This window comes from Caballeronia sp. GAFFF1 (genome assembly GCF_023630705.1).
In the GTDB taxonomy this organism is placed as follows: Bacteria; Pseudomonadota; Gammaproteobacteria; order Burkholderiales; family Burkholderiaceae; genus Caballeronia.
In genome coordinates this window covers 1-24,385 of record NZ_JALQEM010000007.1, presented here as the reverse complement: position 1 = coordinate 24,385, position 24,385 = coordinate 1, and the positions used below count along the sequence as shown (strand labels likewise).

The window sequence follows — 24,385 nt, the reverse complement described above, 5'->3', positions numbered from 1 at the left end:
CAGTGCCCTTAGGCCCCGACGCATTCGCAACGGGGCGCGGCACTGATCAGTATGCCGATGAGAAAGATGAACAGGTTGCCCTCGGTGAAATTCAGCAACAAGGAATTGGCGAGACAGCCGAAGACGAAGGCGAAGAGATAGCCGTTCGCCACATCGCGCGAAGGCTGGACCAGGCGCTGACATTCCCTGCCAACCGCGATCAGAAACCACACGAAAAGCGCGACGCCGATCAGCCCGAGCTGCACGCCCATCAGAAAGAACTCATTGTGCGGGTTGCCCGCCATCGCCGCGCGCCCGCCGGTCTGCGTGCTGGCAAGCCGCTCGAACTGCATGCGCACGCTTCCCACGCCATAGCCTGCAATGGGCCGGTGCGCGATCAACTCGATGCTGCGCCGGTAGAACTCGAGCCGCACGCCCATCGACGTATTCTTGTTCTGCGTCTCGAATTGCGTGACTTCCTGCGCCGTATCGGCAAGACGCGAGTCTTTCGCATAGAACACGAACGCAGCGACGCACGCGCACACCGTCAACGCGCCGAGCGCCACGATCCAGCGCGTGCGTTTGTCGTAGCGACGAAACCGCGCCGCGTGCACCACCAGAAAAATGGCGATATAGGCAATCGCCACCACTTGCCCCGTGCGCCCCTGCAGCACGAAGAGAACGTTCACCATCGCGGCCAGCGCAACCAGATACAGCGCCTTGCCACCCGCGTTCTTCGTCGCTTTGGCAAGCGAAAACGACAGGCATACGAGAAACGCCATCATGAGGCCGCCTGAGATGTGGTCCTTGAACACCCAAGGTCGGGTCATGGCGTCGGTGCCGTGCATCGGGCCCACGGCCGTCCAGCCGAAGTAGTTCGTGTACGTGAGCACCATTGTCAGAACAAGCGTCGCGAAAAGGCCCCACACCGCCGCCTTCGCCCAGGCGGACGAGTTGTCATCGCCGAAAACGAGAACGAGCAGCGGTATGAACAGGAGCTTGCGGTACTTCATCAGGAAGTCGAAGGCTTCGTGTATGCCGGGCGAGCTATACGCGAGGCTTAACGTCAGCGCGGCGAAAAGCACGAGAGCGGCGAAGCCGGCTGGCGAGCGCATGCGCAACGCGGGCGCGCGCCGCCAGACCTCCGGTGACGTCAACGCCAGCAAGGCGAACGCGCCCGAGGCGAGATTCACGCCCGCGGTCGAGATAGGTACGAGCCAGAGCGTGACGATGGCGAACCATCTCGCCAGAACCAGCTGGTAGGACTCGGTGCCCGTGCGGCCCAGCCTCGAAATTGTGTTGACTTGCATTATGTTGTTCCACTACCCCGTTTGTCGGGCGTCGTCGCGTCCGCCTCGATTCTTGTGTTCACCGCGCCGGCCGCAAGTAGAAGTCCGCGCGGCGTCGTAACGCCTCGTCCGAATATAGCGATTCGGCCGTGCGCCGCGCGCGCTCCCCAATCGATGCACGCAGCGCCGAATCCGCGAGCAGGCCGTCGACGAGCCCGCGCGCCTGCTCGGTGGTATCGAAGAGAAAGCCGTTCTCGCCATGCCGGATCCAGTCCGCATAACCGCCGCGCCGGTGACATACCACCGGCAGGCCGCATGCCATGGCTTCAAGCACGACGCGCCCGAACGTTTCCACATGCGCGCCGGTGCGGTAATAAAAGATATCGATGCCGCGCAGAAAGTCGACTGCTGCGATCGCCCCTTCAGGCAGGATCTCGACGTTCGGTGTCCCAGTGAGCGCGTCCGACGCCGCCGCGCGCAGGCTCGTTGCGCCTTGGAGCCGTATGTCCGCGCCCCCGTCGGCCCACGCGCGATAAAGCGGTACGTCGTCGAGGTCGTGCTTGTCGAGCGTGTCGCGGCTCAGGCGCCCGATGACGAGCCGTCCACCGGACCGCGGCCGAGGCATGGGCGCGAACTGTGCGATGTCGATAGGGGAAGGCTGCACCTCGCCTTCCACGCCTAGCAGCTTGCGCTGGAACTCGGAAATGAAAACGTATTCGGTCCGCGGCCAGCGGAGCATCGGCGGATGCGTCGCGGTAAGCGCCAGTATCTTCGGGTGAAACGTGTTGAAGACATAGATCAGGCGTTGCGGCGCCCGGCTCAGATACGGCCACAGCTTGTTGCGCCAGTGCGTGCCGACGAAGACGAACGTGCCGCCGTGAGGACGGTCCGCCCCGCCGAGACCCATGCGGATGCGCCGAATTCCGTGGCGACGGGCCAGCTCCGGCGAGCACCGCGACGAAGGCGACCACAGCGACAGTTCGCTGCGGTCCCGCAACAGACGCGCGAGATGCAGGGCTTCCTGCTCGCTGCCGCCATATTCATTCATGAATCCGTTGATGATGTGAATGACCGGCTTCGGCATTGAGTTGGGCACCCTGTTGGACACTGAAAAGAACGGTGACCGAGCGCGTCAGCCGGCGAGCGCCGCTGCGGCACGCCGATACACCGCCTCGGTCGCCGCGACGAAGCGATCGCTCGAGAACTCGCGTACGGCTTTCTCGTGCGCACGAGCGCCCATCACCGGCACGCCCGCGCGATCGGCGACAATTTTTTGCAGTAACGCTCCGATGTCACTCACGTCGCGCGGCTCGACGATCCAGCCGTCGATGCCGTCGTCGATATTCTCCGGCAGGCCCGCGTAACGCGTGACCATCACGGGCTTGCCCATCGCCATCATCTCGCGGCAGGCGAACGACACCGTCTCGACGGCATACGAAAGCACGAAACCGATGTCGAACGTGGCGATATAGTCGGGCACATTCTCCACGAATCCGACGACGTGCACGTTATGTTGCATGCCGAGGGTTTCGATGGTCCGCCGTTGCTCCGCGCTCGGCTCCGTGCCGACCACGACTACGATCACCCGTTCGCGCACCTCGCCGGGAAGGCCCGCGACGGCCGCAATCATGTCCATGGTTCCCTTATACGAATCGAAGCCGGTGACCGTGCCGAGCACGAGCCGGCTCGCGCGGTCCGGACCGAGCATCGTCAGCCGCTTCGCCGCGGCGCTTGCCGCATCGCGCGGCGCGTACTTCGCCATGTCGATGCCGTTCTTCACCACCGTGAGCGGACAATGCGCGTACACCGATTTCCGCACGAGTTCCGCCGTGGAGTCGGACACGGCGATCACTTCGTCCGTCGCGCGGGTGGCGCGCAGCCGGGTCAGGAAGTCGCTCTTGATGGCAATGGAGTTGTGCTTCGTAAAAACGATACTCGGTCGCGGCCCCTTCCACCACAACATGACGAGCAAAAGCAGGCGGTGATCGGGCGAGCCGTTCACGTGGATGACATCGAACTGCTCTCGCTGGAGCAGCGCCCGCAGCGCGCGCCACGCTCCGCACAAGCGCGAGACGTCCTTCAGTTTCGCGGGAAAGTCCATCGGCACGGCAGTGACGCCTTTCGCTGCGCACGCGTGTTCGTAGAGACGACTGGATCCCGGCGCGGCGACGAAGACCTGATGACGGGCGGACAGCCCGCGTGCGATTGCGACGATATACGTGTCGTGGCCGCCACCGCGGCCACAGTGAAAATTGACAAACAAAATCTTCAACGGCTTGGTCTCACTGAATCAATAGCTGAAAGCACCTCCTGGACCGACGGCGGATTGCCGCTGTCGCCGACCGAGACGGACACGCCCGGCACATTCACACCGAAGTGCGGCCGCGAGGTGGCGCTGAAAATCATCACGGTCGGTCGCCGAAGTTCGCTTGCGAGGTGCACGAGGCCGGTGTCGGTGCCGACGACGAGCCCCGCACGCGCGATATGCTGCGCGACCTCCTCGATGCTCAGCTTCGGCAGCACGCGCGCGCTCGGCACGCCCGCGGCGATGGCCTCCGCGTCGAGGCGTTCGGCATCCGAGCCCCACGGCAAAAGCGGCGTCATGCCTTGCTCGACGATAGCCTTCGCCACCGCGATCCAGTTTTCTACCGGCCACTTCTTTTCCGGCTTCGACGTCGCGTGGAACAACAGCGCGAAACGCACGTCGGCGCTCACGGCGAGCGGCTTCGCCGGCTTCGGAATGGCGAACACGCTGGGCGGAGCGGCGTCGATGGAATAGCCGAGCGTGTCGGCGAGCGTCTGACGCATGCCCTGCCAGGCGTTCGAATCGTGACGCGGCGCGAAGCGATGCGTGTACGCGAAGGCCGCGCCTCGTTCCCCGAGGTTGACGTTCGCGTAGCCGAAGCGGCGCCGCGAACGTGCGAGAAAAGAGATGATCGCGCTCTTGTAGACGCCGTGCAGATCGAAGATCGCGTCATAGCGTTCGCGCCGCAAATCGTGAATCGACGACCAGATGGCTCGCAGGTCAGCGAGGTTGCGCGCCTTCTTGAAGCGTCGCAGCGGCGCGCACAGCACGCGGGCGACGCCGGGATTCCAGCGCGGGATATCGGCGAAGTTCTCGTCCACTGCCCAATCCACTTGCACGCCGGGAAACGCGCGATGCAGGTCGCCGACGACGGCCTGCGCCTGAATCACGTCGCCCAATGAGCTGACTTTCACTATCAGAACCCGCTTCATTCTGCGATCGCTTGCATGTGGTGGAACCGGTCGTTCGTCAAAGGCGAGTTTCGGAAGCGGCCGACAATATGTCAGGCCGCCTGCTGCTGGTACTGGATGCGATGAAGATGCGCGTAGAGGCCGTTGTGGCGCAGCAGTTCCGCGTGGCTGCCCTGCTCTGCGATCTTGCCCGCCTCCAGCACGAGGATGCGGTCCGCGCGCTCGATGGTCGAAAGCCGGTGTGCGATGACCAGCGTGGTGCGCCCTTTCATCAGCGTTTCGAGCGCGGACTGAACGTGCCGCTCGGATTCCGAATCGAGGGCCGACGTGGCTTCGTCGAGAATCAGGATCGGCGCGTTCTTGTAGATGGCGCGCGCGATGGCAAGACGCTGACGCTGGCCGCCCGACAACCGCATGCCGTTGCCGCCGATCAAGGTGTCGATGCCGTCCGGCATGGAAGCGACGACATCAGCCAGGTTCGCGGCTGCCAGCGCGGCGAGCACGCGGTCGCGGTCCGGCACCGTGCCGTATGCGACGTTCGCGGCGATGCTGTCGTTGAAGAGCACGACGTCCTGACTCACCATCGCCATTTGCGAGCGCAGATCCGCCAATGCGTAGTCGGTGAGCGGCACGCCGTCGACGAGCACTTCGCCCTCGGCCGGATCGAAAAAGCGCGGCAACAAATTGACGAGCGTGGTTTTGCCGCTGCCCGACGGACCGGCGAGCGCGACCATCTCTCCCGGCGCGACCTTGAACGAAACGTGATCCAGCGTGGCGCGCTCCTGCGTGCCGTAGTTGAACGAGACGTTGCGAAACTCGATGCTGCCCTGCGCGCGCTCGAGCCGCCGCCCGCCGCCCGCCGGTTCCGGCGGCTCGTCGATGAGACCGAAGATGAGTTCCGCCGCCGTCATGCCTCGCTGCAGCGGCTGGTTCACGTCGATCAGATGCTTGAGCGGCGAAATGACGAGCAGCATGGATGTGACGAACGCCACGAAACCGCCGACCGTCGTCTGATCGCTCGCGGATTGCAGCACGGCGATCGTGATGACGATGGCGAGCGCGATCGAAGCGAGAAACTGCGTGAGCGGCTGAGCGAGACCGCCCGACACCTGCATGCGCATGGCGTAACCGCGCAGGCGGCTGCTCATTTCGGTGAAGCGCCCCATCTCGTACGGCTCGCCGTTGTGGACCTTGACGACCTTGTAGCCGCCCACCGTCTCTTCGACGATGTAGGAAAGGTCGTTCGTGAGCATCTGATGCTCGCGGTTCAGACGCCGCAAGCGCCGGTTGATCTTCGACACGAGCCAGCCGATGCCCGGCAGGATAAGCGCGACGATCAGCGTGAGCCGCCAGTTGAGAATGAAGAGGTAGCCGAGCAGGAACACGACCGTGAGCGAATCGCGCACGAGGGTGACGACGACGCTCGACAGCACTTGCAGGATCTGGTTGACCTCGAACACGATCGCGTTGATGACCGTGCTCGCCGTCTCGCGCTGAAAGAAGCCTGCGCCCGTGTGAATCATGCGCTCGAACATCTGCAGCCGCAGTTGCAACAGGATCTTGTTCGACACGTACGAGAGCAGATACCCCGACGCATATTGCGCGACGCCTCGCACGAGCGCGAGGCCGATCACCGCGACGGGCACGATCCACTTGGCGCTCTCGCTGCCCCGGGTGCCGAAACCGTGGTCGAGCAGCGGCTTAAGCAGCATGGGAATGCCGGCTTCGCTGGCCGCGACGAAGCCCATTGCCACGAGTCCGAGGAGCACGATGCCCATGAGCGGCCGCAGATACGGCCAGAGCCGCTTCATGACGGCTGCGGGCGTCGTCGTGCTGCCTTCGCCGATGGTCTTTCTCAGTGTCTGCTTTTCGCTCGAGTTCTCGCTCAAATCGTCCTCTGCGTTGCGATGCCCCGGCCGCCGCACCCGCCAGCCAGGAAGAAGGCCGCGCCAGCGGGTAACGCCGGACGCCACAACAATCCGCCATTGTAAACCGCCGGGCGTGCCGGACTCAGGAAGGCACGCGCCTGGCCGGTCGATGGTTCTACAATACGCGCCACGAACAGCACGGCCCGACGACATGACGCACGACAGCCTCGGCATCGCCATCATCACGCACAATGCAGCGGCGCGGCTCGCGCAATGCCTCGAATCCGTTTCCTTCGCCGACGATATCGTCGTGATCGACGGCGGCAGCACCGACGGAACCGCCGACATCGCGCGAAAACATGGCGCACGCGTGATGAGCGCGCCCGACTGGCCGGGCTTCGGGCCACAGAAGAATCGCGCGCTCGACGCGCTCTCGACCGACTGGGTGCTGTCCATCGACGCCGACGAAGTCGTGACGCCCGAGCTTGCCGCCGCCATCCGGCGCGCCATCGTGGAGCCGGACGCGGATGTCTACGCGATAGACCGGCTCTCCAGCTTTTGCGGCGACTGGATCCGGCACAGCGGCTGGTACCCCGACTGGATTCCCCGGCTTTTCAGGCGCGGCACGGCGCGCTTTTCCGACGATCTCGTGCATGAACGGCTCGTCATAGCGCCGGGCACGGCGGTGGCGCGGCTCGAAGGCAAGCTGCTGCACTACTCCTACGAAGACTTCGAAACGGTCCTGCGCAAGCTCGACGCCTACTCGACGGCCGGCGCGCGACAACGCCATGCAGCAGGCAAGCGCGCCAGTCTCGGCATGGCCGTGACGCGCGGCCTATGGGCCTTCGTCAGGACCTACGTGCTCCGGCGCGGTTTTCTCGACGGGCGCTCTGGCTTCATGATCGCTGTCTTCAACGCCCAGACGGTGTACTACCGATTCGTCAAGCTCGCCTATCTCAGCCGGCGACCGCATCAATAAACAATCTCGATTTCACTCCCCGCGAACTCCCCGCGCAGCGCGCTGATGAGATCGTCGGTCGGCTTGACGCGCCACGCGTCGCCTAAACGCACTTCGCCTTCGGCGTGTTCGCTGCGATAGACGATGCTCACGTTCAGCCCATTCGGAATCGGCGCGGCGCTCTGACGCTGACGGCCGTTGTCCCTGACCGGCATCGGCGGCGGCGCGGCCTGTTCACCTGCCGCATGCGCTTCCAGCACGCGACGCAGCCGCAAGGCGTCGGCATTGCCGTTCATCTCAACCTTCACCGATTGCGCGTACCGGCTGCGGGCGCGTTCCAGATCCATCGCTGTATCGACGGTGAAGCGAATGCCGCCCGTGAACGCGTCGTTGCGCGCCTGCCCTTGCACCACCAGCAGTTCGTCTTCCTTGAAAAGCGCCTTGTTCGCTTCGAACTGCTCGTTGAACACGGTCACTTCGCACTGGCCGGTGCCGTCGTCGAGATTGACGATCAGCATCTTGCCGCGCTGGGTCATCTGCGTGCGCATCGACGAAATCACGCCCGCGACGAGCTTGTCGCGCCCTTCCTTCAGCTCACCGATTTTCTGGCGCACGAAGCGGCGCACTTCGCCCTTGTAGGCGTCGAAAAGATGCCCCGACAGATAAAAGCCGAGCGCCGTTTTCTCTTCCTGCAGACGCTTCTTGTCCGACCACGCGGGCTCGTCGACGAGTTCGTGCTTCTGCAGCGGCGTGTCGCCCATGTCGAAGAGGCCCGCCTGCATCGCGTTGGCGGCGGCCTGTTCGGCGGCCTCCATCGCGAGCGGCACAGAAGCGAGCAGTTGTGCGCGGTTGGCGTGCAGCGCGTCGAACGCGCCGGCGCGAATCAGCGCCTCGACCGTGCGCCGGTTCACGACGCGCCGGTCGATGCGCTCGCAGAAATCGAACAGGTCGGTGAATGCGCCGTCTTCGCGCGCCCGCAGGATCTCCTCGATCGCGTTCTGGCCGCTGCCCTTCACCGCGCCCAGACCGTAGCGGATGGTGCGCGAGCGCTTGCCGTCCGCCTCCGCGACCGGTTCGAAGCGATACGCCGACTGATTGATGTCCGGCGGCAGCACGGTCATGCCGTTGGCGATGCAATCCTCGAAGAGAATCTTCACCTTGTCGGTGTCGTCCATGGCGAGCGACATGTTGGCCGCCATGAATTCCGCCGGATGATGCGCCTTGAGCCACGCCGTGTAGTAGGCGAGCAGCGCATACGCCGCCGCGTGCGACTTGTTGAAGCCGTAGCCCGCGAACTTCTCCATCAAGTCGAAGATCTCGTCGGACTTCTCGCGCGTGAGGCCGTTCTTCGCCGCGCCTTCCGCGAAGATCTCGCGGTGCTTCGCCATTTCCTCGGGCTTTTTCTTGCCCATCGCGCGACGCAGCAAGTCCGCGCCGCCGAGCGAGTAGCCGCCGATGATCTGCGCCATCTGCATCACCTGCTCCTGATAGACCATGATGCCGTAGGTCTCTTTCAGGACAGGTTCGACGCGCGGGTCCGGATATTCGACGATCTCGCGCCCGTGCTTGCGCGCGCAGAAGCTCGGAATCAGGTCCATCGGGCCCGGGCGATACAGCGCCACCAGCGCGATGATGTCCTCGAAGCGGTCCGGCTGCGCGTCCTTCAGCATGCCCTGCATGCCGCGGCTTTCCAGCTGGAACACGGCGACGGTGTTCGCTTTCTTGAGAATCGTGAACGAAGCCGGATCGTCCAGCGGCACCTGGCCGAGACTCCAATCCTTCTTCGACGGATCGAGCCGGCGGATATAGCGCTCCGCCCAGTCGAGGATCGTGAGCGTGGTCAGGCCCAGGAAGTCGAATTTGACGAGGCCGACGGCTTCCACGTCGTCCTTGTCGTACTGGCTGACGACGCCGCCGTCTTCGCCCTGCGTATAGAGCGGGCAGAAATCGGTGAGCTTGCCGGGCGCGATCAGCACGCCGCCCGCGTGCATGCCGACGTTACGCGTGAGGCCCTCGACGCGCTGTGCCAGCTCCAGCAACTGATGCACTTCGTCTTCGGTGTCGAAACGCTCCTGAAGCGCCGGCTCTTCCTTCATCGCGTCCGCGATGGTCACGTGCTTGCCCGGCTTGAACGGAATGAGCTTCGCGATGCCGTCCGTGAACATATAGCCCAAGTCGAGCACGCGGCCGATGTCGCGCACCGCCGCCTTCGCCGCCATCGTGCCGAAAGTCGCGATCTGCGAGACGGCGTCCGCGCCGTACTTGCCCTTCACGTACTGGATGACGCGGTCGCGCCCTTCCTGACAGAAGTCGATATCGAAGTCGGGCATCGACACGCGTTCCGGATTCAGAAAGCGCTCGAAGAGCAGGTTGTAGCGCAGCGGGTCGAGATCCGTGATGCCGAGCGCATACGCGACGAGCGAACCCGCGCCCGAGCCGCGCCCCGGGCCGACCGGCACGCCATTGTTCTTCGCCCACATGATGAAGTCGGCGACGATCAGGAAGTAGCCCGGAAAGCCCATCTTGATGATGGTCCCGCACTCGAAGTCGAGCCGCTTGTAATACGTGTCGCGCTGCGCGTCGCGCTCGGCCTCGTCCGGGTAGAGCTGCGCGAGCCGCACTTCGAGGCCTTCCTTCGACAACTGCACGAGGTAGTCGTCGAGCGACATGCCGTCGGGCGTCGGGAAAAGCGGCAGCTTCGGCTTGCCGAGCTCGAGCGTGAGATTGCAGCGTTTGGCGATCTCGACGGTATTCGCGAGCGCCGACGGAATATCCGCGAAAAGCGCGCACATCTCGTCCTGCGTGCGGAAATACTGCTCGGTCGTGAAACGCTTCTGGCGGCGCGGATTGGCGAGAATGTCGCCCTCGGAAATACACACGCGCGCTTCGTGCGCGGTGTAGTCGTCCGGGGTCATGAACTGCAGCGGATGCGTGGCGACCACCGGCAGGCGAAGCTTCGCGGCAAGCGCGACGGCCTCCAGAATGTACGCCTGCTCGCCCGGCTGGCCGGCGCGCTGCAATTCGATATAGAACGCGTTCGGAAAGAGCTTCGCCCAGCGCTCGGCGTGGCGCTCTGCGCTCGCCGTATTGCCCGCCGCGAACGCCATGCCGATGTCGCCTGTCTGCGCGCCCGACAGCGCCAGCAGCCCTTCTGCGAGCCCTTCTTCGAGCCATTCGACCATTACTTCCGCGCGGCCGCGATACTGGTTCGTAAGCCACGCGCGGCTCAGAAGTTCGCACAGATTCAGATAGCCGGTCTTGTCGCGCACGAGCAGCAACAGGCGCGAAGGCTTGTCGCGGTCGGCGGGATTCGTGATCCAGACGTCGCAGCCCGCAATGGGCTTCACGCCCCTGCCGCGCGCTTCCTTGTAGAAGCGCACGAGGCCGAAAGCATTGGCGAGATCGGTCAGCGCGAGCGCGCCCTGACCGTCTTCGGCGGCCGATTTGACGACGTCGTCCAGCCGCACGATGCCGTCGGCAATCGAGAATTCGGAGTGGACGCGGAGATGAACGAAGCGGGGATCTGACATGCCGATATTGTACATGCGGGCCGTCGCGAAATTGCCCGCGAGGGCTGCGTTGGCCGAACGGATAAGGCGCTCGCGGCTCTCGGAATTGCGCACGCGCAAGGGATCGCCGAACGACGCGGCGCGCCACGCCGGACGCGCTCGCCGTTTGCGGGATAATAGCGGTTTGCGCGGCGCAATCGTGCCGCGCCTGTTCCCGTTTTTCACGCGTTTCACCCGTATCCGATCATGAGCATACTGAACCTTTCCGCCTACAAATTCGTCACCATCGAGGACGGCGCCGCGTGGCGGCCGCTCGTCACCGAACGCTGCAATGCGCTCGGGCTCAAGGGCACGATCCTGCTGGCGCCGGAGGGCATCAATCTGTTCATCGCGGGGCCGGTTCGCGAAGTGCGCGAGCTCATCGACTACATTCGGACGGACGCTCTCTTTGGCGGCCGTTTCGCCGATCTGCAGTTCAAGGAGAGCTTCTCCGAGACGCAGCCGTTTCGCCGCATGCTGGTCAGGCTCAAGCGCGAAATCATTACGATGAAAAAGCCCGCGATCAAGCCGGAACTCGGCCGCGCGCCGTCCGTGGATGCGCCCACGCTCAAAGCCTGGCTCGACCGCGGTCACGACGACGCCGGCCGCCCCGTCGTGATGCTCGACACGCGCAATGCGTTCGAAGTCGATGTCGGCACATTCGAGAACGCGCTCGACTATCGAATCACGAAGTTCAGCGAGTTCCCCGAGGTGATCGAGCAGAACCGCGCCGACCTGGAAGGCAAGACCGTAGTGTCGTTCTGCACGGGCGGCATTCGCTGCGAAAAGGCAGCGATTCACATGAAGGAAGTTGGCATCGATCACGTTTACCAGCTCGAAGGCGGCATTCTGAAATACTTCGAGCAAGTGGGCGGCGCGCATTACACTGGCGACTGCTTCGTGTTCGACTACCGCACCGCGCTCGACCCGAATCTCCAGCCGACGGCGACCGCGCAGTGCTTCGGCTGCCGCGCGGTGGTGAGCATCGAAGACCAGATCTCGCCGTATTACAAGCCGGGCGAGACGTGCCCCGCGTGTCACCCGGACGCGAAAGTCGGCCAGGCGGCTTAAGCCTCGCTACATGATCTATCGCGGCCGCTTCGCGCCTTCTCCGACGGGCCCGCTGCACGCGGGATCGCTCGTCAGCGCGCTCGCGAGTTTTCTCGATGCTCGCGCGCACGGCGGAACGTGGATCGTGCGAATCGAGGACGTCGATTCGCCGCGCACGGTACCCGGCGCCGCCGACGACATTCTCGCAACGCTCGCCCGTTTCGGCATGCATTCCGACGAGCCGCCCGTCTGGCAGAGCCGGCGCGAAGACGCATACGCCCGCGCCTTCGAAGGATTGCAAGCCGACGGCCTCGTCTATCCGTGCGGATGCACACGGCGCGAGATCGCCGATTCCCTCGTGCATGCGCACGCGCGTCACGCGACGCTCGCGTATCCCGGAACGTGCCGCAGCGGGCTGAACGGCCGCCCGGCGCGCGCCTGGCGGCTGCGCGTGCCGGACAGCGACGCGGCGCGCGTTACGTTTGTTGATCGCTGGCAAGGGCCGCAGTCGCAAGATCTGGCTACCGAAGTCGGCGATTTCGCTCTGAAGCGCGCGGACGGCTTGTGGGCGTATCAACTGGCAGTCGTCGTCGATGACGCCGACGCGGGCATCACGCACATCGTGCGCGGCGCGGATCTGCTCGATTCGACCGCCCGGCAGATCTATCTCCAGCAGTGTCTCGGCGTGCCGACGCCCGCCTATCTGCACGTGCCGGTCGTCAACAATGACATCGGCGAGAAGCTCAGCAAACAGACCGGCGCGACGCCGCTCGACACCACTGCTCCGCTCGACGCGCTCATACAGGCAGGGCGGCATCTCGGGATCGATGCCGCGACGGCGTGTTCCCTGGATGCGTTCTACGCTCGGGCGGTCGCCGACTGGGCGAAGCGATTCGTGCCGTAAAACGAAAAACGGCAGCCGCGAAGGGCTGCCGTTTCGACGAACGCGCGCAGGCGTTCAGGACGTCTTGCGCGGCATACCGAGTCCGCCCAGGAGCGCCGCCAGCGGCTGCTTCGAGACGCTCTTGCGCTCCGGCTCGACGGTTTCCTCTTGACGCTTCATCGCCGCGGGCGACGGTTCGTACGGCTTCAGGAAGAACTCGTCCACCGGCTGCTGACGCCCGCGCGGCCGGTCGTATGCGCTCGACGTGCGGCGGCGTGAGCCCGACTCCTCCCGCGCGCCATGCCGATGCTCCGAGCGCTCGCCGCGCGCCGGCCGCTCGTCGCGGCGGGATGCGTCGCGCCGCATGGGCGTGGCGACTTGCAGCGTCTCGACTTCGAGCGGACGCTTGATGAGCTTTTCGATGTCGGCCAGTTGCTTGCGCTCGTTCGGGCTGCACAGCGACAGCGCGTCGCCCGAAGCGCCCGCACGCCCCGTCCGGCCGATGCGGTGCACGTAATCTTCCGCGTTGAACGGCAGATCGAAGTTGATGACCGCCGGCAGTTCAGCGATGTCGAGACCGCGCGCCGCGACGTCCGTGGCCACGAGCGCCTCGATCTCGCCGCGCTTGAACGCGTCGAGCGCCTGCATGCGCTCGCTCTGCGAACGGTCGCCGTGAATCGCGGTCGCCACGATGCCGTCGCGCTCCAGCACGCGCGCGAGCCGGCTCGCGCCGATCTTGCTGTTGCAGAACACGATCACCTGTTTCAGTCCGCGCTCGCGAATGATCTGCGCGACGGCGCCCGACTTGTCGCTCTCGTGGACCTCGTAGACGATCTGGCGGACGTTCGTCGCCGTCGAGTTGCTGCGGGCGACTTCGATGGTCTGCGGATTACGCAGATACGTCGCCGCCAGCTTCTTGATTTCCGGCGAAAACGTGGCCGAAAAAAGCAGCGTCTGTCGTTCCTTCGGCAGCAGATTCAGGATGCGTTGCAGGTCGGGCAGGAAACCCATGTCCAGCATGCGGTCGGCTTCGTCGAGCACGAGCATCTGCACCTGGCCGAGGTTCAGCGTCTTTTGCTGCACGTGGTCGAGCAGGCGGCCCGGCGTCGCGATGAGAATCTCGACGCCGCGGCGCAGTGCGTCGGACTGCGGGTTCATGTCGACGCCGCCGAACACGACCGTGCTGCGCAGCGGCGTGTGCTTCGAATACGTCTGCACGTTCGCGGCAACCTGATCGGCAAGTTCGCGCGTCGGCGTGAGCATGAGCGCGCGCACCGGATGCCGCGCAGGCGATGCGCTGGTGTTGGCGTTCGGCAAGAGACGCTGGATGATCGGCAGCGAAAAGCTCGCCGTCTTGCCGGTGCCGGTTTGAGCCGCGCCCATCACGTCGCGGCCCGAGAGCACGACGGGAATGGCTTGCGCCTGAATCGGCGTGGGCGTCGTGTAGCCCGACTCGCGCACCGCCTTGAGGATCTCGGGGGACAAGCCGAACTGGTCGAACGTCGGTGCGGCCGTGGCTTCTTCGGTGGACGTGTTCGGGGCGACGGAATCAGACATGGTGACTATGTTGGCTTTCGCTATAAAACCGCTGATGCGGCGCGCGTGAACGATCGTGAATTCGACTCGGCGTTACGCGCGTGTTTCGGTGGCGCGGAACGACCCGCGACGCAATCTGTTAGGGGTTGCACGCTTCTCGTGCGCATGATGCGTGCCTTGGCGCGCGACTGGACAGGCTGCCGGACGTCGGGCATCGGCGGCGCGACTTGTTTCACACGCCCCTTCGACGCACACCCGAATGGAACACGGCTTCGATGACGCTTTAGCGACACCGGGCGCTACGGCTGCGCGCGCCACTTGCTGCAGAGCGGTTGCCCGGGCGCTGGAAAGGTCCGCTGGCGACCGCCGCCCTCTCACTGCCGGAAAGCCGCACATTGTAGCACCGCCTGTCGAAGGCTTCGGCCGTTCGTCCCGAGGGCGAGCGCTCACATCCGGCTACTTCCCGCGCGCCTGACAGTCCGCCAGCAGCGGCGGCGACTCCTTGGCGGCCATCTCGTCGTACAGGTTCGCCTGCGGGCCCTTGGTCCACCAGACATATTGGTCGGCGGCGTATTTCGCGCCCGAACCGGCGATCACGGTCACGAACAGGAGCTTGCGCCCGTCCACGGTCAACGCCGCGAAGCTCTGGCGATTGCGCGTGGTCGTGTACTGCACGGTGACGCTCTTGCCGTCGCGGCAGTCGTAACGCGTGGATTGCGTCGATGCCGTCTGGATTTGCGGAACCGTCAGCGGCATGGCCCGCGCCGATTGAACGGCCAGCGCCGTCGGCAAGGCGATCGAGAGTGCGAAGAGCTTGTTCATCGTCAGGTTTTCGGTGTTGGAAAGGCCGCGCGCCGGTCAGGGATCGATCACGTCGGCGCACGCATCGGTGGGCGCGGCCGCGACGTGACCGACGACCGGCACGATCTTCAGGCCCGCGGATGCGATCCGGCACGGAGCGGCGGCAAGGCCGCAGCCCGACAGCCCCACGCAAGCCGCGACGAGCGCGGCGAAATACAAGACTTTCACTGGAATGCTCCTGTCTGTCGCACGGCTGCCGTCACTTGATGGAAACCGGACGCACCTTCGATGCCGCGAGCTTCGCCCGCTCGCGCGCCTCGTCCGTATCGACGCCCGTCGCCACCGCGACGCCCATGCGCCGCTTCACGAAGCTCTCCGGCTTGCCGAACAGCCGCAAATCCGCGCCCGGCACGGCGAGCGCCTCGCGCACGCCTTCGAAGGCGATGCCCGCTTCGTCCAGACCGCCGTAAATGACCGCGGACGCGCCCGGCGTGCTCAACGACGGGTCCACGGGCAGCCCGAGAATCGCGCGGGCGTGGAGCTCGAATTCGGAGAAACGCTGCGTCGCGAGCGTGACGAGGCCGGTGTCGTGCGGACGCGGGCTCACCTCGGAGAACCACACGTCGTCACCGCGCACGAACAGTTCCACGCCGAAAAGACCGCGGCCGCCGAGCGCCGTCGTCACCTTCTCGGCGACCTCGCGAGCTTTTTTCAGCGCCGCCGCGCTCATCGGCTGCGGCTGCCAGGATTCCACATAATCGCCCGCCACCTGAACGTGCCCGATAGGCTCGCAGAAGTAAGTCTGCGTTTCGCCGCTCGCCGGGTCCGCCGCGCGCACGGTGAGTTGCGTGACTTCGTATTCGAAGTCGATGAAACCTTCCACGATCACGCGGCCGTGATTGACGCGCCCGCCGGCCATCGCGTACTGCCACGCCGGCTCCACGTCAGCCTCGCTGCGCAGCACGGACTGCCCTTTGCCCGACGACGACATGACCGGCTTCACGACGCACGGAAAGCCGATTGTCGCGATCGCGGCCTTCATCTCATCGAGCGATTGCGCGAACGCATAGGGCGAGGTCGGCAAGCCGAGCGTTTCGGCGGCCAGCCGGCGAATGCCTTCGCGATTCATCGTGAGCTGCGTGGCCCGCGCGGTCGGAATGACGGTCGCGGCGCCCGATGCCTCGATGTCCGCGAGCGCGTCGGTGGCGATCGCCTCGATCTCGGGCACGATCAGATGCGGTTTCTCGCGTTCCACGAGCGCGCGCAGCGCGGCGGGGTCGGTCATGTCGATGACATGCGCGCGGTGCGCGACCTGTTGCCCCGGCGCGTTCGCGTAGCGATCGACCGCGATGACTTCGACGCCGAGGCGCTGTAGCGCAATGATCACTTCCTTGCCCAGCTCGCCCGCTCCGAGAAGCATGACGCGCGTGGCGCCCGGAGAAAGCGGCGTGCCGATGCGCACGGCGATATCGTGCGGTGCGTTCTTGTCGGCTGAGTCGGTCTGCATGCGTGCTCCGGAAGCGTTTCGGTTGTGCGTCGGCAGTGAGTCTCTTCGATGACTCGAACGCCGATTATCACGATTCGGCGGGGATGTTAACACGCAGCGCAGCCGCCGACTGCTATGCCATTCGGCCTATTGACAACGCATATGGACTCGCGCCCGCGCCGCAAATTCCCGCATGCGTTGATGGCCCGCCGCGCGACAAATGATTTGTTGCATCTCGATGCTAGACAAACGATACGACGCCTGCGGTACCCTTACGGCTTTCGCCAGCTCTGGAATTTTCGATGTCTTCGCATTTTCGCCGCGCTTTATCCTCACGCTCGATGCCGCGTCCGCTGGCAATCCTTGCACCTTGCGCCGGCGTCGCTTTTTTGATGGCAAGCCTCGTGAGCGGGTGCGCCATGCCGAAGCACTCGGACGCGAGCGCGCCGCCCACCGATCCCTACAACCCGGCCGCGACTCAATTGCTCGACGACACGCATTGGGAACTGACGAGCTGGACCGAGGCGAACGGCCAGCCGCGCGCCGTGCCGAGTCGCGCGGCGGGCAGTCAGCCGATCACGCTCGATCTTTCCACGGAGAGCGGCCGTCGCCGGGCGAGCGGCTTGTCGGGCTGCAATCGCTACACCGGCCCGTACGCGCTCAAGGACGGCAAGTTAAGCTTCGGCCCGCTCGCCGGCACGCGCATGGCGTGTCCATCGAGCGTCGGCGGCGCTCTGGAGCAACCTTATCTGGACGCGCTCGCTCATGTCGCGAAGAGCGGCGTGCAGATGAACCCGCCGCAATCGCTTCAGTTGACGCTCGACAACGGCGGCGTGCTGACGTTCGCGCAGCGCGCTGAATGACACGCGGCCGCGTCGCGCTCGCGCGGCGCGCGACAGGCTGAATGTTGCCGACAATTGCCGAGTGTTGCGCGCTTGCGCCATGCGCGTCCGGTTCAGCCCGCAACCGTTAAACTGCTCAGTCGATACGCCCGGCCAGTGCGCGACACACGCACGTTGCCCCCACTACGCGACCGGGCAGCCGTCTCTCACCCGTCTCATCCAACCTTGGTTCGATCCTTAGCATGCACACGGTAGTTCTCGGCTGGTTCGGTGCATCAGTCATCTGGTTTCTCGCTCTCTTCTGGCGCGTCGTCAAATCGGTGCTTCCGGGCGGCGCGGGGCTGCGCGGTCCCGGCACGATCCGCCTGTGGCTCGGCTTCTTCACCGTTCTGCTGTCGAGCGCCACGCTGGAAGGCGCGCTCGCCGGCGCGCTCGAAGCACAGGAGAATGTCAATCGCGCCGGCCGCGCGCTCGCGGGGGCGCTCGCCGGCCTCGCGCATGCGCCGGGGGCCATCGCCATCGCGGGAGCCGTGTTTGCGATCAGCCTGCCGTGGCTCGTCGAATTCAGCTGGCGCTCGGTGCTCGCCTGGGCCGACGAAGCGTTCGGCTTCGGCCTCCCGCAAAGCTGGCTGACGCCGCGCGAGCCGTCCGACCGCGAGTCGCGCGCTCGCGAGCCCGAGCGTGCGAAGTCGAGGTCGAAGTCGACGTCAAGGCGCAGCGCGCAGGCCAGCGCGAAGCCGACCGGCATGCGTTGGCGCGAGCGCCGCACGCGGGAGACGACGACTGCGGACGCGCCGTTGCGAGGCATCGGCGGCGAGCGTTTCGATGCCACGGCCTCTCGCACGTCGCACGACGAGCCGACGCTCGGCATGCCTACCGGGCAACGCAGCGGACGTTATCAGCGGCCGACGCCGTGGCGTCCGCCAGCGACGGCCGGGCGCGTCGCGAAGGGCGCAGAGGCATCGGCGGCAGGCATCGCGGCGACGGCGGAGGCGTATTCGCGCCGCCCCGCGTTCGAGCGCGCCGGCACGCCGGTGTCCACGTTCGTCGAGCCGGTCGCGCCTGACGGATGGCTCAATTCCCTGTCGACGGCAGCGGCGGCGCTCGGCTCGACGGCTTCGCGTGCCAACGTGCCGTCGGGCTCGCCTGGCCGAAACGAGTCCGGCGCGGCCGCTTCGACGCGTTCCGCAGCTTTTTCCACCGGTTCTGCTTCTTCTGCGTCGGCCGGGGCGCAGCAGCGTCCGATGCCCACGCAAACCGCGCAGACCACGCCGGCACGCGCCGCCGTGCCCACTAGCGGCCCGGCTCCCGCGCCGAGGAACGGCGTTCCGGCGCGCAACCCGGTATCGGCGTCCGCTGCGGCGTCGACTCAGATATCGCGTGGCCCGACAAGGCGCCCGTTGTCTACGGAGATGACCGGCGATGGACGCTCGTCGGCTTTCGCGCCGCCCGCGTTCTCGCGTCCGCCTTCGCCGCCTGTGCCGCCGCCCGCGCCCGACGCCATTCAGGCGACGCTGCGTTCCATCGAGGAGAAAGCAGCGCTCTGGACGTCGCTCGCAGGGGCGAGTCTCGCGCGTCATCACGAGGCGCAGGCGTCGCCGTCGACTGATGCGTCGTCGCTGATCCGGGATCGCGCGGTGGCCGCGAGTGCGTTGGGGGACGGCGTTTCGGGCGATCGTGCGCCGCTCGGTCTGCGCGCTTCAACCGAATCTCCGTCTGACACGCGCGCCACGGCTGCACGCGTTGAAGAAGCAGTCTCGTTCAGCTTGCCTGTTCAACGCGAAGCAAGCGCGGAAGCGCCCGTTGCGCCACCGACCGATGCGATGCAATCAGCGGCACTGCGAACGCTGCAGAGCGGGTCCGCGAGCGAGGTCGAAGCGCTGCCGGCAATGCTGGACGCCAGTGCACGCGCCCAGCGCGAACTGAGCGCAACAACGCCTTCGATGCCGTCGTCGATTTCCGATGAGCCGTCGAGCGAACCGATCGCCACGGACGAAGCGCCGCTGGCAATCCCGGAAGCAGGCGAAGAACCGCCCGCTATCGCGGAAACGCCCGCGAAGCCATCGGCGGGCGCGCCCGCATCCGTTCCGCAATCAGCAGTCGTCGACGCCCGCGCCGCTTTCGAGACAGCCGAAGACAGCCGACGCCTCACCGACGGCGAGCCATCAAGAGTTGATGAGGCTCCGGCCGACGCGCGGGAGCAAGCGACCGCCGCTTCATCGCTCGCTCAGGCACCCGCATCGCACGAAGTCGCCCACGCGTTTGCCAGCGCTGTCGAACAGAGTGAGAGGCTCGGCGAGCAACGCGCGTCGACCGACCCTGCGCCTTTCATGGCAACGCAGTCGCCGACGCCTGTCACAGCAGTGACTACGGCGACCACCGTCGGGCATGGGGCAGAACCACCCGCCGGCGTGCCAAGCATGGAACCGACGGCAACATCGCCGGCGCACATCGTCCCTGACGCACCGGCCACGCTCGAAGCACGCTCCGATGCCGAACGTGAGACTCACGCGCCGTCATGGAAAGTGTCCACGGCGACCGCGCCCGGACATGCCGCAGAACCGCTCTCCCCCGCCGACGCGCCAAGCATGGAACCGACGGCGACATCGCCGGCGCACATCGTCCCTGAGGCACCGGCCACGCTCGAAACACGCTCCGATGCCGAACGTGAGACTCACGCGCCGTCATGGAAAGTGTCCACGGCGACCGCGCCCGGGCATGCCGCAGAACCGCTCTCCCCCGCCGATGGGCCAAGCATGGAACCGGCGGCAACATCGCCGGCGCACATCATCCCTGACGCACCGGCGACGCTCAAAGCACGCTCCGATGCCGAACGTGAGACTCACGCGCCGTCATGGAAAGTTTCCACTGCAACCACGCCCGGGAATGCCGCAGAACCGCTCTCCCCCGCCGGCGTGCCAAGCATGGAACCGGCGGCAACATCGCCAGCGCACATCGTCCCTGACGCACCGGCCACGCTCGAAACACGCTCCGATGGCGAACGTGAGACTCACGCGCCGTCATGGCTGATGCGCGAACCGCTGTCCGACGAGCCCGCGCGTCCGGGCATGGACGCAATCGCCACCGCAGCCGCCGCGCCCGCCGCCCTGAACGGCGCATCGGAGGCCGTCGTGCCACACGCCAGCGCACGGGACTCCGCGCCCCCTTCGAGCGTCGACGTCTCGCGAGACGCCCGGCCGATGCCTGCGAGCACGCCACCGCGAGAAACACGCGAACCATCGCCCTTCGAACCGGACACTGCGCCGGACAGACCGGACTATCCGTTCGATTCGGCGCCCGTCCTGCCGCCGCCGCTGCCCCGCGCGCTGTCCGAGCCTGGCGAGCCTCAGCCGTCGTTCAACGAAGCACCGCCCTGGCTCGATCACGAGCCGCAGACGTTGCGCGTGTTGCCTTCGCCCCCCGCATTCGACGCCCCATCCACGCGCGCAAGCATCGACGAAACCCGCCCCGCCGCCGCTCCCGAGCCGCGTCAGCCGCTGCGCGGCTTCGCGCCGACCGAGTTCGAATTCCACGCGCCGCAGGCGTCGGCCGTCGAGTTGCCGACGCTCGATCTGCTCGAACCCGCCTCCGACGAAGTCGAGCCCGTGTCCGAGGAACGCCTCGCCGATACGGGCCAACTGATCGAACAGCGCCTCCAGGAGTTCAAGGTGCCGGTGACGGTCGTCGGCGCGTCCGCGGGTCCGGTCATCACGCGCTTCGAAGTGGAACCGGCGCTCGGCGTGCGCGGCAGCCAGATCGTCGGGCTGATGAAGGATCTGTCGCGCGGGCTCGGGCTCACGTCGATCCGCGTCGTCGAGACGATTCCCGGCAAGACCTGCATGGGCCTGGAATTGCCGAACGCGCGGCGGCAGATGATCCGCCTCTCCGAGATTCTCGAAGACGACGTGTATCGCGCGTCGAAGTCGAATCTGACCATCGCGATGGGCAAGGACATCGTCGGCAATCCGGTCGTGACCGATCTCGCGAAAGCGCCGCACATGCTCGTCGCGGGCACGACCGGCTCGGGCAAGTCCGTCGCCATCAACGCGATGATCCTTTCGCTGCTCTTCAAGGCGAAGCCCGAGGACGTGCGCCTCATCATGATCGACCCGAAGATGCTCGAACTGTCCGTCTACGAGGGCATTCCGCATCTGCTCGCGCCGGTCGTCACCGACATGAAACTGGCCTCCAACGCGCTGAACTGGTGCGTCGGCGAAATGGAAAAGCGCTACCGGCTGATGTCGGCCGTGGGCGTGCGCAACCTGCAAGGCTTCAACCAGAAGGTGCGCAACACCGAAGCCGCGGGCAAGAAGCTCACGAACCCGTTCTCGTTGACGCCGGACGCGCCGGAGCCGCTCTCGACGCTGCCGCTGATCGTCGTCGTGATCGACGAACTCGCGGATCTCATGATGGTTGCCGGCAAGCAGATCGAGCAGTTGATCGCCCGCCTCGCGCAGAAGGCGCGCGCCGCCGGCATCCACCTGATCCTCGCCACGCAACGGCCGTCGGTGGATGTCATCACCGGGCTCATCAAGGCGAACATTCCGACGCGCGTGGCGTTTCAGGTGTCCTCGAAGATCGATTCGCGCACGATCCTCGACCAGATGGGCGCCGAATCGCTGCTCGGCGCCGGCGACATGCTTTTCCTGCCGCCCGGCACCGGCTACCCGCAGCGCGTGCACGGCGCGTTCGTCGCGGACGACGAGGTGCATCGCGTGGTGGAATATCTGAAGCAGTTCGGCGAGCCGGAGTACGAAGAAGGCATCCTCTCCGGTCCCACGCCGGAAGGCGGCTCGCAGGATCTCTTCGGCGAATCGCCCGATGCGGAAGCCGATCCGCTCTACGACGAAGCCGTCGCGTTCGTCGTGCGCACGCGGCGCGCGTCGATTTCGTCGGTGCAACGGCAGTTGCGCATCGGCTATAACCGCGCCGCGCGTCTCGTCGAGCAGATGGAATCGGCCGGGCTCGTCTCGCCGATGGGCAGCAACGGCAATCGCGAAGTGCTCGCGCCGCCCGGCCCGGCCGACTGAACCTCAGCTCACCAGACGCGCAGTTTGCGCAGCAGGAAGATCGTGATGGCGGCGCAGCCCGCCATCACGCCGATGACGATCCAGAACGACGCCGGATCGTGCGTGCCCGGCAAGCCCGCCACGTTCATGCCGAAGATGCCGGTGAGAAGCGTCGCGGGCATCAGCAGCGCGGACATGATCGCGAGCCACAGCAGCTTGCGGTTGATGTCCTCCGAGAGCAGCGCCGCGATTTCATCCTGCAACAGTTTCGCGCGCTCATAGAGTCCTTCCAGCCCCGCGCCCAGGCCGTTCAGCACCTGAATGGCCTGCACGAGCGCCTCCATGGAACGCGGCTCGGCCCAATCCAGACGACGCGTGACGAGCTGCGTCAGCGCGTTGCGCTCAGGATCGATAAAGCGCTTTACCTCCACGAGCCTGCGCCGCACGTCGCCGAGATGCGCGCGCCAGTTCGCCTGACCGTTTTCGAGCACGCCCTCTTCCACGTCGTCGAGCCGGTCGCCAATGTCGTCGATGCGATCGACGAAGGTCTCGTTCAGCGCGCGAATCAGGCCCGCGAAGAGGTCGACGGTGTCGCGGAACGTCGCGCCTTCGAGCACGGCGTGGCGCAGACGGTCGGTCGATTGCAGCGGACGCGCCCGCACCGTAATCATGCGATGACGGTCGACGTAGAAGCGCAGCGCGCTTGTCGCGCGATTGGCCTCGCGCACGCCCGGCGAGGCCGCATCCGGCGCGGCCGCGACGAGTTCGAGATCCGCGACCACGCCGTACACGAAGTTCGCGCCCATGTGCACGCGCGGCCGCTTGTCCTCGCCGTTCAGGAACTCACGCGCGACGTCCGGCATCGACGTGACGCCTTCCAGCCAGCTTTCCACGGTGTCGTCGTTGGCCGAAAGATGCAGCCAGGTAAAGCCGTCGCCCGCCACGGCCCGGCGCGCCTCGTCCCACGAGAGCCGCAACGCGTCGCCGCCCGCGAAGTCGAACGCGCTGATGAATCCCGGCGGCGCTGGTTGGTCGCGACCGGCGCGCGCGCGCTCGGCCGGGTCTTGCGTACGGGTCGTATCCAATGTTGCTTCCCTGCTGTTACCTTACGAATTGATCGGGACACCTTTCGATTCCCGATGCGATGCAACTCCACGCCCGCATGAAGCGGGCCGCCCGGCCATCGTACTAGAACTCGTAGCGTCCCCAGAAGAAGGCGACGTCGCCGTCGTTCAGGCCGGGCAGGCGCGGAATGAACGTGCCCATGAGCGATGCGCGCTTGTAGCGGATCGAGCCGATGGGCAACGCGAGCGGCAACGGGAAATAGTGCGCGACGTCCGAGCGCGCGGTGAGGCCGGCAAAGAAGCCGCCGCCGGCCTGCAATCCGCCCAGCACCGGCTTCGTGAACCACTGCCGCGCATAGCCGCCTATCGGCTGGAAGTTGTGATGAGAGTCCGAGAACCCGAACGCGAACAGGATGTCCTCGTGGCCGTTCGCGTCGGTCCAGTGCTTGCCCGCGCCGCCGCCCCACGACCACGGATTCAGCTCGCTGCGGTTGTGATAACCGTCGATGTGCCAGCCGTAGCCCGTCACATAGAGGTCCCAGGTGCCGTCGCGCGCCACGCGCATCACGCGCTGGCACGCAGACGACATCCAGTCGCGCTTGAAATCGCATTGCGTGTCGTCGGCTCGGGCCGCGAACGCGGTGGTAAAGCACAAGCTCGCCAAAGAAACCGTGACCGCCCTGACCGCTGTTTTTTTTGTCATCGTCGATGGACTGCGCATCGCTGTGAAGGTAAGACGCCGGGGCGGGGGGGGGGGGGGGGGGTGGGGGGGGGGGGGGGGTGGGGGGGGGCGGGGGGCGGGGGGGGGGGGGGGGGGGGGGGGGGGGTGGGTTTTGGGGGGCTTTAGGGGTGGGGC

General features: G+C 66.0%; 18 protein-coding genes. 5 read left to right on the top strand and 13 right to left on the bottom strand.

Translation table 11 applies throughout. The features are described 5' to 3' along the window. Positions 1 to 8: 8 nt before the first annotated feature. The 5 genes from NCR37_RS04505 to msbA form a co-directional block, all read right to left on the bottom strand. Positions 9 to 1,289 (bottom strand): O-antigen ligase family protein, encoded by a 1,281-nt coding sequence (locus NCR37_RS04505; RefSeq protein ID WP_250471959.1) that lies wholly within the window; start codon positions 1,287 to 1,289, stop codon positions 9 to 11. A gap of 58 nt (positions 1,290 to 1,347) precedes the next feature. Further along, on the bottom strand, positions 1,348 to 2,352 hold the full coding sequence (locus tag NCR37_RS04500) for a glycosyltransferase family 4 protein (protein WP_250471958.1): 1,005 nt from the start codon (positions 2,350 to 2,352) through the stop codon (positions 1,348 to 1,350). A gap of 48 nt (positions 2,353 to 2,400) precedes the next feature. Next, positions 2,401 to 3,540 carry a glycosyltransferase family 4 protein gene (locus NCR37_RS04495; protein WP_250471957.1) on the bottom strand — a complete coding sequence of 380 codons (1,140 nt, stop codon included), beginning with the start codon at positions 3,538 to 3,540 and terminating at the stop codon, positions 2,401 to 2,403. Next, a complete protein-coding gene (gene waaC / locus NCR37_RS04490; protein WP_250471956.1) occupies positions 3,537 to 4,505 on the bottom strand; it encodes a lipopolysaccharide heptosyltransferase I in 969 nt (322 codons plus the stop codon). The genes NCR37_RS04495 and waaC overlap by 4 nt, the downstream gene beginning before the upstream one ends. A gap of 71 nt (positions 4,506 to 4,576) precedes the next feature. Beyond that, positions 4,577 to 6,295 (bottom strand): lipid A export permease/ATP-binding protein MsbA, encoded by a 1,719-nt coding sequence (gene msbA / locus NCR37_RS04485; RefSeq protein ID WP_250471980.1) that lies wholly within the window; start codon positions 6,293 to 6,295, stop codon positions 4,577 to 4,579. A 268-nt stretch (positions 6,296 to 6,563) separates the two neighbouring features. Between msbA and NCR37_RS04480 the strand changes: the two genes are divergently transcribed. Continuing rightward, positions 6,564 to 7,331, top strand: a complete 768-nt coding sequence (locus tag NCR37_RS04480; RefSeq protein WP_250471955.1) for a glycosyltransferase family 2 protein — start codon at positions 6,564 to 6,566, stop codon at positions 7,329 to 7,331. Here the strand turns inward: NCR37_RS04480 and dnaE are convergent. Further along, a complete protein-coding gene (gene dnaE / locus NCR37_RS04475; RefSeq protein WP_250471954.1) occupies positions 7,325 to 10,840 on the bottom strand; it encodes a DNA polymerase III subunit alpha in 3,516 nt (1,171 codons plus the stop codon). The two genes, NCR37_RS04480 and dnaE, sit on opposite strands and share 7 nt — an antisense overlap. A 225-nt stretch (positions 10,841 to 11,065) precedes the next feature. On the opposite strand from dnaE, the gene NCR37_RS04470 reads away from it, so the two are divergent. After that, the gene (locus NCR37_RS04470) at positions 11,066 to 11,929 is read left to right on the top strand and encodes a sulfurtransferase (protein WP_250471953.1); all 864 of its coding nucleotides are present in this window, start codon (positions 11,066 to 11,068) and stop codon (positions 11,927 to 11,929) included. Between the two features lie 10 nt (positions 11,930 to 11,939). Next, a complete protein-coding gene (gene gluQRS / locus NCR37_RS04465; RefSeq protein WP_250471952.1) occupies positions 11,940 to 12,812 on the top strand; it encodes a tRNA glutamyl-Q(34) synthetase GluQRS in 873 nt (290 codons plus the stop codon). A gap of 54 nt (positions 12,813 to 12,866) precedes the next feature. Here the strand turns inward: gluQRS and NCR37_RS04460 are convergent, their stop codons facing one another. The 5 genes from NCR37_RS04460 to NCR37_RS04440 all read right to left on the bottom strand — a co-directional run bounded on the left by NCR37_RS04460 (position 12,867) and on the right by NCR37_RS04440 (position 17,035). Next, on the bottom strand, positions 12,867 to 14,348 hold the full coding sequence (locus tag NCR37_RS04460; RefSeq protein WP_250471951.1) for a DEAD/DEAH box helicase: 1,482 nt from the start codon (positions 14,346 to 14,348) through the stop codon (positions 12,867 to 12,869). Positions 14,349 to 14,783: 435 nt separating this feature from the next. After that, the gene (locus tag NCR37_RS04455) at positions 14,784 to 15,149 is read right to left on the bottom strand and encodes an MliC family protein (RefSeq protein ID WP_250471950.1); all 366 of its coding nucleotides are present in this window, start codon (positions 15,147 to 15,149) and stop codon (positions 14,784 to 14,786) included. A 36-nt stretch (positions 15,150 to 15,185) separates the two neighbouring features. Next, on the bottom strand, positions 15,186 to 15,356 hold the full coding sequence (locus NCR37_RS04450) for a DUF6726 family protein (RefSeq protein WP_250471949.1): 171 nt from the start codon (positions 15,354 to 15,356) through the stop codon (positions 15,186 to 15,188). A gap of 31 nt (positions 15,357 to 15,387) precedes the next feature. Then, positions 15,388 to 16,635, bottom strand: coding sequence for a formate-dependent phosphoribosylglycinamide formyltransferase (purT, locus tag NCR37_RS04445; RefSeq protein WP_250471948.1), 1,248 nt, complete (start codon positions 16,633 to 16,635; stop codon positions 15,388 to 15,390). 220 nt (positions 16,636 to 16,855) lie between these two features. Beyond that, on the bottom strand, positions 16,856 to 17,035 hold the full coding sequence (locus NCR37_RS04440; protein WP_250471984.1) for a hypothetical protein: 180 nt from the start codon (positions 17,033 to 17,035) through the stop codon (positions 16,856 to 16,858). On the opposite strand from NCR37_RS04440, the gene NCR37_RS04435 reads away from it, so the two are divergent. Together NCR37_RS04435 and NCR37_RS04430 are read left to right on the top strand one after the other, a co-directional pair. After that, entirely contained in the window at positions 16,956 to 17,477 is a 522-nt protein-coding gene (locus tag NCR37_RS04435; RefSeq protein ID WP_250471979.1) for an META domain-containing protein, read from the top strand. The two genes, NCR37_RS04440 and NCR37_RS04435, sit on opposite strands and share 80 nt — an antisense overlap. A 221-nt stretch (positions 17,478 to 17,698) precedes the next feature. After that, positions 17,699 to 22,486: a DNA translocase FtsK gene (locus NCR37_RS04430; protein WP_250471947.1), complete on the top strand. Its 4,788-nt coding sequence runs from the start codon at positions 17,699 to 17,701 to the stop codon at positions 22,484 to 22,486. Positions 22,487 to 22,494: 8 nt separating this feature from the next. Here the strand turns inward: NCR37_RS04430 and NCR37_RS04425 are convergent, their stop codons facing one another. Both NCR37_RS04425 and NCR37_RS04420 read right to left on the bottom strand, forming a co-directional pair. Then, positions 22,495 to 23,550, bottom strand: a complete 1,056-nt coding sequence (locus NCR37_RS04425; protein WP_250471946.1) for a transporter — start codon at positions 23,548 to 23,550, stop codon at positions 22,495 to 22,497. Positions 23,551 to 23,653: 103 nt separating this feature from the next. Further along, positions 23,654 to 24,385: hypothetical protein (locus tag NCR37_RS04420; protein ID WP_250471945.1), on the bottom strand; the 732-nt coding region annotated here is incomplete at its 5' end.